The organism is Mesorhizobium sp. M7A.F.Ca.US.005.03.2.1, assembly GCF_003997795.1.
GTDB lineage: Bacteria > Pseudomonadota > Alphaproteobacteria > Rhizobiales > Rhizobiaceae > Mesorhizobium > Mesorhizobium ciceri.
The window spans coordinates 1-8,240 of sequence record NZ_RZRP01000207.1 but is presented as its reverse complement, the minus strand read 5'-3'; the positions used below and the strand labels follow the sequence as shown (position 1 = coordinate 8,240).

The 8,240-nt window shown below is 63.2% G+C and carries 8 protein-coding genes; all 8 read left to right on the top strand.

Features of this window, described 5'->3' with window-relative positions; translation table 11 throughout:
* A partial coding sequence (locus EN991_RS13980) for an aldehyde dehydrogenase family protein (RefSeq protein ID WP_127368975.1) occupies positions 1-1,316 on the top strand: 1,316 nt, incomplete at its 5' end.
* A 57-nt stretch (positions 1,317-1,373) separates the two neighbouring features.
* A complete protein-coding gene (locus tag EN991_RS13975) occupies positions 1,374-2,627 on the top strand; it encodes an ABC transporter substrate-binding protein (protein ID WP_013529701.1) in 1,254 nt (417 codons plus the stop codon).
* A gap of 104 nt (positions 2,628-2,731) precedes the next feature.
* On the top strand, positions 2,732-3,688 hold the full coding sequence (locus EN991_RS13970; RefSeq protein WP_024502750.1) for a sugar ABC transporter permease: 957 nt from the start codon (positions 2,732-2,734) through the stop codon (positions 3,686-3,688).
* Positions 3,685-4,629 carry a carbohydrate ABC transporter permease gene (locus EN991_RS13965; RefSeq protein WP_024502751.1) on the top strand — a complete coding sequence of 315 codons (945 nt, stop codon included), beginning with the start codon at positions 3,685-3,687 and terminating at the stop codon, positions 4,627-4,629. The genes EN991_RS13970 and EN991_RS13965 overlap by 4 nt, the downstream gene beginning before the upstream one ends.
* A 4-nt stretch (positions 4,630-4,633) precedes the next feature.
* Entirely contained in the window at positions 4,634-5,749 is a 1,116-nt protein-coding gene (locus EN991_RS13960; RefSeq protein ID WP_127368974.1) for an ABC transporter ATP-binding protein, read from the top strand.
* A gap of 88 nt (positions 5,750-5,837) precedes the next feature.
* On the top strand, positions 5,838-7,340 hold the full coding sequence (locus EN991_RS13950; protein WP_127368972.1) for a GMC family oxidoreductase: 1,503 nt from the start codon (positions 5,838-5,840) through the stop codon (positions 7,338-7,340).
* Entirely contained in the window at positions 7,337-8,095 is a 759-nt protein-coding gene (locus EN991_RS13945) for a 3-ketoacyl-ACP reductase (protein WP_127368971.1), read from the top strand. The genes EN991_RS13950 and EN991_RS13945 overlap by 4 nt, the downstream gene beginning before the upstream one ends.
* Before the next feature lie 12 nt (positions 8,096-8,107).
* On the top strand, positions 8,108-8,240 hold a 133-nt coding region (locus EN991_RS13940), incomplete at its 3' end, for a lycopene cyclase family protein (protein WP_164769053.1).

Below are 8,240 nucleotides of genomic sequence, written 5' to 3'. Positions count from 1 at the left end.
CCCACAGGGCTTTCGAAACGGGTCCATGGCCGCGCATGAAGGCGGCCGAACGTGCCGGGATCCTGCTCAAGGCAGCTGATCTGATCGAGGGCCGGCTGGAAGACATCGCCCGGCTCGACGCACTGGAATCGGGCAAACCGATCGCCCAGGCACGCGGCGAGATCGGCGGCGCCGTCGACATCTGGCGCTATGCCGCCTCGCTTGCCCGCACCCTGCATGGTGAAACCTACGCCAATCTCGGCGACGCCATGCTGGGTGTCGTCCTGCGCGAACCGATCGGCGTCGTCTCGATCATCACCCCGTGGAATTTCCCGTTCCTGATCGTCAGCCAGAAACTGCCCTTCGCGCTCGCCGCCGGCTGCACGGCGGTGGTCAAGCCGAGCGAAATGACCTCGGCCTCGACCTTCGTGCTCGGCGACATCCTGATGCAGGCCGGCCTGCCCGCCGGCGTCGTCAATATCCTGGCCGGACTTGGCGCCGATGTCGGTGCGCCGATGGTCAGCCACCCGCTGGTCGAAATGGTCTCGTTCACCGGCTCCACCCGCGTCGGCAAGATGACGATGGCATCCGCCGCGCAGTCGCTGAAGAAAGTCTCGATGGAGCTCGGCGGCAAGAACGGCCAGATCGTCTTCCAGGACGCCGACCTCGAAGCGGCCGCCGATGCGGCGGTGTTCGGCGGCTTCTTCAATGCCGGCGAGTGCTGCAATGCCGGCAGCCGGCTGATCGTGCACGAGGCGATCGCCGACGATTTTCTCAGCGCCGTCAAGGCGCTTGCCGCCAGGGTCACGGTCGGCGATCCGCTCGATGACCAAACCAAGGTCGGCGCGATGATCTCGTCCGACCATTTGGCCAAGGTTGCCGGTTACGTTGCGGCAGCCGCGACCGAGGGCAGCAGCATCTACAGCGGAGGCAAGCAATTGGCCTCCAATATCGGTCAATACCTCGATCCCACCATCATCCGCGGCGTCACCGAGGACATGGCCATAGCGCGCGAGGAAGTGTTCGGCCCGGTGCTCTCGGTGCTGACTTTTGAATCGATTGAAAAGGCGTTGCACATCGCCAACAACACGCCCTATGGTTTGTCGGCGGGCGTGTGGAGCGCCAGCATCGACACTTGCATGTCGGTCGCGCGCGGCGTGCGTTCGGGAACCGTTTGGGTGAACACATTCATGGAAGGTTATCCCGAGCTGCCTTTCGGAGGCTATAAGCAGTCCGGTCTCGGACGCGAACTCGGCAAACGCGCCGTCGAGGATTATACCGAGGAAAAGACAATCCAGTTTCATCGCGGCCAGCGCACCGGGTGGTGGGTCGGCTGAGTTGAGAAGAACCCGGCGGCATCCGCCGGTCGTGTAATGCAACAAGGGAGGAAGTACATGTTGCGCAAACTGCTTATCGGAACGGCTCTCGCGTCGGGCCTGGCTTTCGCGGCCCACGCCGAGGACGTCAAGGAAGTCCAGATGCTGCATTGGTGGACCTCGGGCGGCGAAGCGGCTGCTCTCAACGTCCTCAAGGGTGATCTGGCCAAGGAAGGCTATGCCTGGAAGGACGTGCCGGTGGCCGGCGGCGGCGGCGATGCCGCCATGACCGCGCTGAAGGCGATGGTCGCGGCCGGCAATTATCCGACCGCCTCGCAGATGCTCGGCTACACCGTGCTCGACTATGCAGCCGCCGGCGTCATGGGCGACCTGACCGAAACGGCGAAGAAGGAAGGCTGGGACAAGTCCGTTCCGGCAGCCCTGCAGAAGTTTTCGGTCTATGACGGCAAGTGGGTCGCGGCGCCGGTCAATGTTCACTCGGTCAACTGGCTGTGGATCAACAAGGCCGTCCTGGACAAGATCGGCGGCACCGAGCCGAAGACCTTCGACGACTTCGTTGCCCTGCTCGACAAGGCCAAGGCGGCAGGCGTGATCCCGCTCGCTCTCGGCGGCCAGAACTGGCAGGAAGCCACCATGTTCGACTCCGTCGTGCTGTCGACCGGCGGACCCGAGTTCTACAAGAAGGCCTTCAACGACCTCGATGACGAGTCCCTGAAGTCCGACACGATGAAGAAGTCGTTCGACAATCTGGCCAAGCTCGTCACCTATGTCGACCCCAACTTCTCGGGCCGCGACTGGAACCTTGCCACCGCCATGGTCATCAAGGGCGATGCCCTGGTGCAGGTCATGGGCGACTGGGCGAAGGGCGAGTTCCACGCCGCCAACAAGACCCCGGGCACCGACTTCCTGTGCTATCGCTTCCCGGGTACCGACGGCTCGGTGATCTACAACTCCGACATGTTCGGCATGTTCAATGTTCCCGACGACCGCAAGGCCGCCCAGGTCGCACTGGCCACCGCCACCCTGTCGAAGAGCTTCCAGTCGGCCTTCAACGTCGTCAAGGGTTCGGTCCCGGCCCGTACCGATGTTCCGGACACCGACTTCGACGCTTGCGGCAAGAAGGGCATCGCCGACCTGAAGGCAGCCAATGAAGGCGGCACGCTGTTCGGCTCGCTGGCCCAGGGCTATGGCGCGCCTCCGGCGGTCGCCAATGCCTATAAGGATGTCGTCTCCAAATTCGTCCATGGTCAGATCAAGACCTCGGACGAAGCCGTGACCGAGCTGGTCAAGGCGATCGACGACGCCAAGTAAGCGCCACGCACCAAAAACGCCTTCCCCGCTCCGGCGGGGAAGGCCCAGATCCGCGAACATAGATCCGCGAAGCTGGTTGGCCGCGAGTCGACGGGAGGAGCCCCATGAGCACGGTAGCGACAAGCCAGATCAAGCTGACGCCGGAGCATGCGCGGCCACGCGCCTCGGTGCGCTCGCGCCTGCAGGACGCATTGCCGAAGATCGTGCTGGCGCCGAGCTTCGCCATCACCATCGTCTTCGTCTACGGCTTCATCCTGTGGACGATCTATCTGTCCTTCACCAATTCCAAGACCTTCCCGTCCTATGTCCTAACCGGCTCGCGCGCCTATCAGCGGCTGTGGGGCTGGACCTTCGACACAGACCCGCCGTCGAGCTGGTACACGTCGATCACCAATATGGGTATTTTCGGTTTCCTCTACATCGCGATCTGCCTGGCGCTCGGCCTGTTCCTGGCCATCCTGCTCGACCAGAAGATCCGCGGCGAAGGCGTGTTGAGGCCGATCTATCTCTATCCGATGGCGCTGTCCTTCATCGTCACCGGCGTCGCCTGGAAATGGTTCCTCGATCCCGGCCTCGGTCTCGAGCAGACCTTGCATCAATGGGGTTGGACGAGCTTCCATTTCGACTGGATCAAGAACAAGGATTTCGTCATCTACACGGTGGTCATTGCCGGCGTCTGGCAGGCCTCCGGCTTCATCATGGCGATGTTCCTGGCCGGCCTGCGCGGCATCGACGGCGAGATCATGAAGGCGGCGCAGATCGACGGCGCCACCACCTTCCAGCTCTATCGCCGCATCGTCATCCCGCTGCTGCGGCCGATCTTCCTGTCGGCATTCATCGTGCTCGCGCACCTCGCCATCAAGTCCTACGATCTCGTGGTCGCACTGACCAGCGGCGGGCCCGGCGGCTCGGCGTGGCTGCCGTCCAACTTCATGTATGAGTACACGTTCAAGCGCAACGAAATGGCCGTCGGCTCGGCCAGTGCGGTGATCATGCTGATGACCATCGTCGCCATCATCGTGCCCTATCTCTATTCGGAACTGCGGGAGAAGCCGCGATGAGCGCCGTCACCACTCCCGCCCGCCAGGCCTCCGGCGGCGTCAACGTCAAGGTCATCAACCGCATCGTCATCTACGGGCTGCTGGCTCTGTTTGCGCTGTTTTACCTGATGCCGCTGTTCGTCATGCTGGTGACCTCGTTCAAGACCATGGACGAGATCCAGAACGGCAACATGCTGGCGCTGCCCAAGGCGCCGACCTTCGACCCGTGGCTGAAGGCGTGGGGCGAGACCTGCGTCGGCCTCACCTGCGCCGGCATTAAGGGCTATTTCTGGAACTCCATCAAGATGGTGGTTCCGGCCGTTCTGATCTCGACCATGCTGGGCGCGCTGAACGGCTACGTGCTGACGAAATGGCGTTTCCGCGGCGCAACGCTGGTGTTCGGGCTGATGCTGTTCGCCTGCTTCATTCCGTTCCAGTCGGTGCTGTTGCCGATGGCGACCATCCTCGGCAGCCTCGGCCGCTTCGGCGTCACACTGCAGAACTCGGTCGGAACGAGCTTCGGTCTCGGCAACCCGACGGTCAACCTGGTCTTCGTCCACGTCGTCTACGGCATCGGCTTCACCACGCTGTTCTTCCGCAACTACTACGAGGCGTTTCCGACCGAACTGGTCAAGGCGGCACAGGTCGACGGCGCATCCTTCTTCCAGATCTTCCGCCGCATCATGCTGCCGAACTCAATGCCGATCTTCGTCGTCACCGTCATCTACCAGTTCACCAACATCTGGAACGACTTCCTCTTCGCCTCGGCTTACGCCGGCACCGGCGACGCGATGCCGATGACGGTGGCGCTCAACAACGTCGTCAACACCTCGACCGGCGTCGTCGAATACAACGTCAACATGGCCGCCGCGATGATCGCGGCACTGCCCACCCTTCTCGTCTATGTGCTCGCCGGCCGCTACTTCGTGCGCGGTCTCATGGCTGGCGCCGTCAAAGGATGATCTGATGGCTTTTCTGGAAATTGATGGTCTGAGAAAGCGCTTCGGCCAGGTCGAGATCCTGAAAGGGATCGATGTCGAGCTCGAGAAAGGCGGTTTCCTGGTGCTGGTCGGCCCTTCCGGCTGCGGCAAGTCCACTTTGCTCAACACCATCGCCGGCCTGGAGACGATCACCTCGGGCGAAATCCGGGTCGACAGCCGCGCCATCAACGATCTGCACCCCTCCAAGCGCGACATCGCCATGGTGTTCCAGAGCTATGCGCTCTACCCGAACATGACGGTGGCCGGAAACATCTCCTTCGGCATGGAGATGCGCGGCGTGCCGGCGGCGGAGCGCCAGAAGGCGATCGACAAGGTGGCCAAGGTGCTGCAGATCGGCCACCTCTTGCAGCGCAAGCCGAGCCAGCTTTCGGGCGGCCAGCGCCAGCGCGTCGCCATGGGCCGGGCGCTGGTGCGCGACCCCAAACTGTTCCTTTTCGACGAGCCTTTGTCCAACCTCGACGCCAAGCTGCGCGTCGACATGCGCATCGAGATCAAGCGCCTGCATGCCACCACCGGCACCACCATCGTCTACGTCACCCACGACCAGATCGAGGCGATGACGCTGGCGACCAAGATCGCCGTGATGCGCGACGGCGAGGTGCAGCAGTTCGGCACGCCGGCCGAAATCTACAACAACCCGAGCAATCTCTTCGTCGCCGACTTCATGGGCTCGCCGGCGATGAACCTGATCCCGGCGACGATCGGTACGTCAGGCAATGCGTTGTCCGTCGTGCTGCAGCGCGAGGCGCGCGAGCCGATCAACCTGCCGATGGCCAATGCGCCGGCGGGCCTGTCGGCATTCCAGGGCAAGCCGATCATCTTCGGTGTCCGTCCCGAAGCCCTGACCGATCCGGAAGGTGCCGAGCGCAACGCCTCGCACATCGCAACCGCGGACTGTCACATCGAGGTCGTCGAGCCGGCAGGTTCGGACACCTTCGCCGTCACCAATCTCGGCGGCAAGGGCGTGGTGGCGCGGCTGCGCGCCGACGCCAACATTCAGCCGGGCACCAACACGCCGCTCGCCTTCAACCTGACAAAGGCGGTGTTCTTCGATCCGGCGACCGAGACCCGTATTCGCTAATGTATGTCGCCCAAAAGTGGATCCGGTTTTGGGGCAACGACATGCATCAAAACAAAAAACAAAAGCGCGTCGGGACGCGATTTAGGCCATGAGAAATCCGGACATCGTCATCATCGGCTCCGGCATCGGCGGCGCCACGATCGCTTCCGGCCTTGCCGGCAGCGGCGCCTCGATCTTGATGCTCGAGCGCGGCGAGCCGTTGCCGGCGACGCCGCACGCGCGCGACACGCGCTCGATCTTCGTCGACGGCCATTATAGGCCGAAGGAGATGTGGCGTGAGGCCGGCGGCGCCGCCTTCAACCCCGGCAATTATTATTATGTCGGCGGCAATTCGAAGTTCTATGGCGCGGTGCTGATCCGCTACCGCAAGGAAGATTTCGCCGCCATGGAGCACTTTGGCGGGGTCTCGCCGGCATGGCCGTTCTCCTATGAGGAATTCGAGCCCTGGTATTCGAAAGCCGAACAGCTGTTTCGCGTGCGCGGTGCACTGGGCGAGGATCCGACCGAGCCGTTCCATTCGATCCCCTACGCCTACAAGCCGGTGCCCGACGAGGCGCCGATCGCCCGCGCCCGCGCCGAGCTGAAAAACCTCGGCCTGCATCCGGCCTCGCTGCCGCTCGGCGTCGACATCGACACCTGGCTGAAAGAGGGCAAGACCGGCTGGGATGCGTTTCCCAACACCGGCCAGGGCAAGGTCGACGCGCAGACAGGACCGCTGACGGCGGCCCTGAAGGACACCAACATCCGGCTCGAGACCGGCTGTTATGTCGAGTACCTGGAGGCATCGACCGACGGCAAAACCATTGCTGCCATCCACTATCGGCAGAATGGTGAGCTGAAAAAGGTCGCGCCGAAACTGGTCATCCTCTCCGCTGGCGCGGTCAATTCCGCCGTCATCCTGCTGCGATCACCGTCTCCTGATGGCAAGGGCCTTGCCAACCGCTCCGATCAGGTCGGGCGCAATTTCATGAACCACAATTCCAGCGCCATGCTGGCGATCGATCCGCGCCGCCGCAACGATGCCGTCTACCAGAAGACGCTGATGCTCAACGACTACTATCTGTCCGACGGCAAGGGCGGTAAGCCGCTGGGGAACGTCCAACTGCTCGGCAAGATCGACGGCAACATGCTGCGGGCCAATGTCAAGTACACGCCGGGATTCGCGCTCGACTTCATGGCCGGCCACGCCGTCGACTGGTACCTTATGTGCGAAGACCTGCCCGACCCGGAAAGCCGCATCATGGTCGACGGCAAGGACATCATCATGCAGTGGCGGCGCTCCAACATGCAGTCGCTCGACGGGCTGAACAAGGTAATGCGCGAAAACTTCCGCGCCTGCGGCTATCCCATCGTGCTGTCGCGCCCCTTCGACAAGCGCACGCCGTCGCATCAATGCGGCACGATCAAGATGGGCGACGATCCGGCGACGGCGGCGCTCGACCCCTACTGCCGCTCCTTCGACCACCGGAACCTGTTCGTCGTCGACGCCGGTTTCCTGCCGAACTCGGCGGCGGTCAACCCAGCGCTGTCGATTGCAGCCCAAGCGCTGCGCGTTGCTGACCACATCCGCAAGACGGACCTCGCCGCATGACCCGCCCCGCCGCCATCGTCACCGGCGGCGCGCGCGGCATCGGCCTCGCCTGCGCCCAGGCACTGGCGGATGCCGGCTTCGATATTCTGGTCGCCGACCTTGCCGAAACAGCCGCCGACGGACTTGCCCCCGACATCACCAAGCGTGGCGCAAAATTCGCCTATGTCAGGTGCGACATCGCGGACCTCGACACCCATACAGCACTTGTCGATGCCGCGATGCGCGCCTTCGGCCGCATCGACTGCCTGGTCAACAATGCCGGCGTCGGCGCCGTGGTGCGCGGTGACCTCTTGGACCTCAAGCCGGAGAATTTCGATCGCACGCTGGGCATCAACCTGCGCGGCACCGTCTTCCTCAGCCAGGCTGTCGCCAAGGCGATGCTGGCTGCGCCAGGCGATCAGAGATCCATCATCACCATCACCTCGGTCAGTGCTGAAATGGCGTCGCCGGAACGGCCGGACTACTGCATCTCGAAGGCCGGGCTTTCGATGTGGGTGAAGAACCTGGCGTTGCGGCTTGCGCCTGAAAACATCGCCGTCTTCGAAGTCCGGCCCGGCATCATCCGCACCGACATGACCTCAGGCGTGACCGCCAAATATGACGCCCTTATCGACGGCGGCCTGGTTCCGGCCAAACGCTGGGGCGAAGCATCGGACATCGGCGCGGTGGTGGCGACGCTCGCCGGCGGCAAGCTCGGCTTTTCGACCGGCTCGATCATCAATGTCGACGGCGCGCTCTCGGTGCCACGGCTATGAATGGATCAGGAAATGACTGACTATATCATCGTGGGCGCCGGTCCTGCCGGCTGCGTTATGGCCAACCGGCTGAGCGAAGATCCCAGCAATTCGGTCCTGCTGCTGGAAGCCGGCGGCAAGGACTGGCACCCCTACATCCACATGC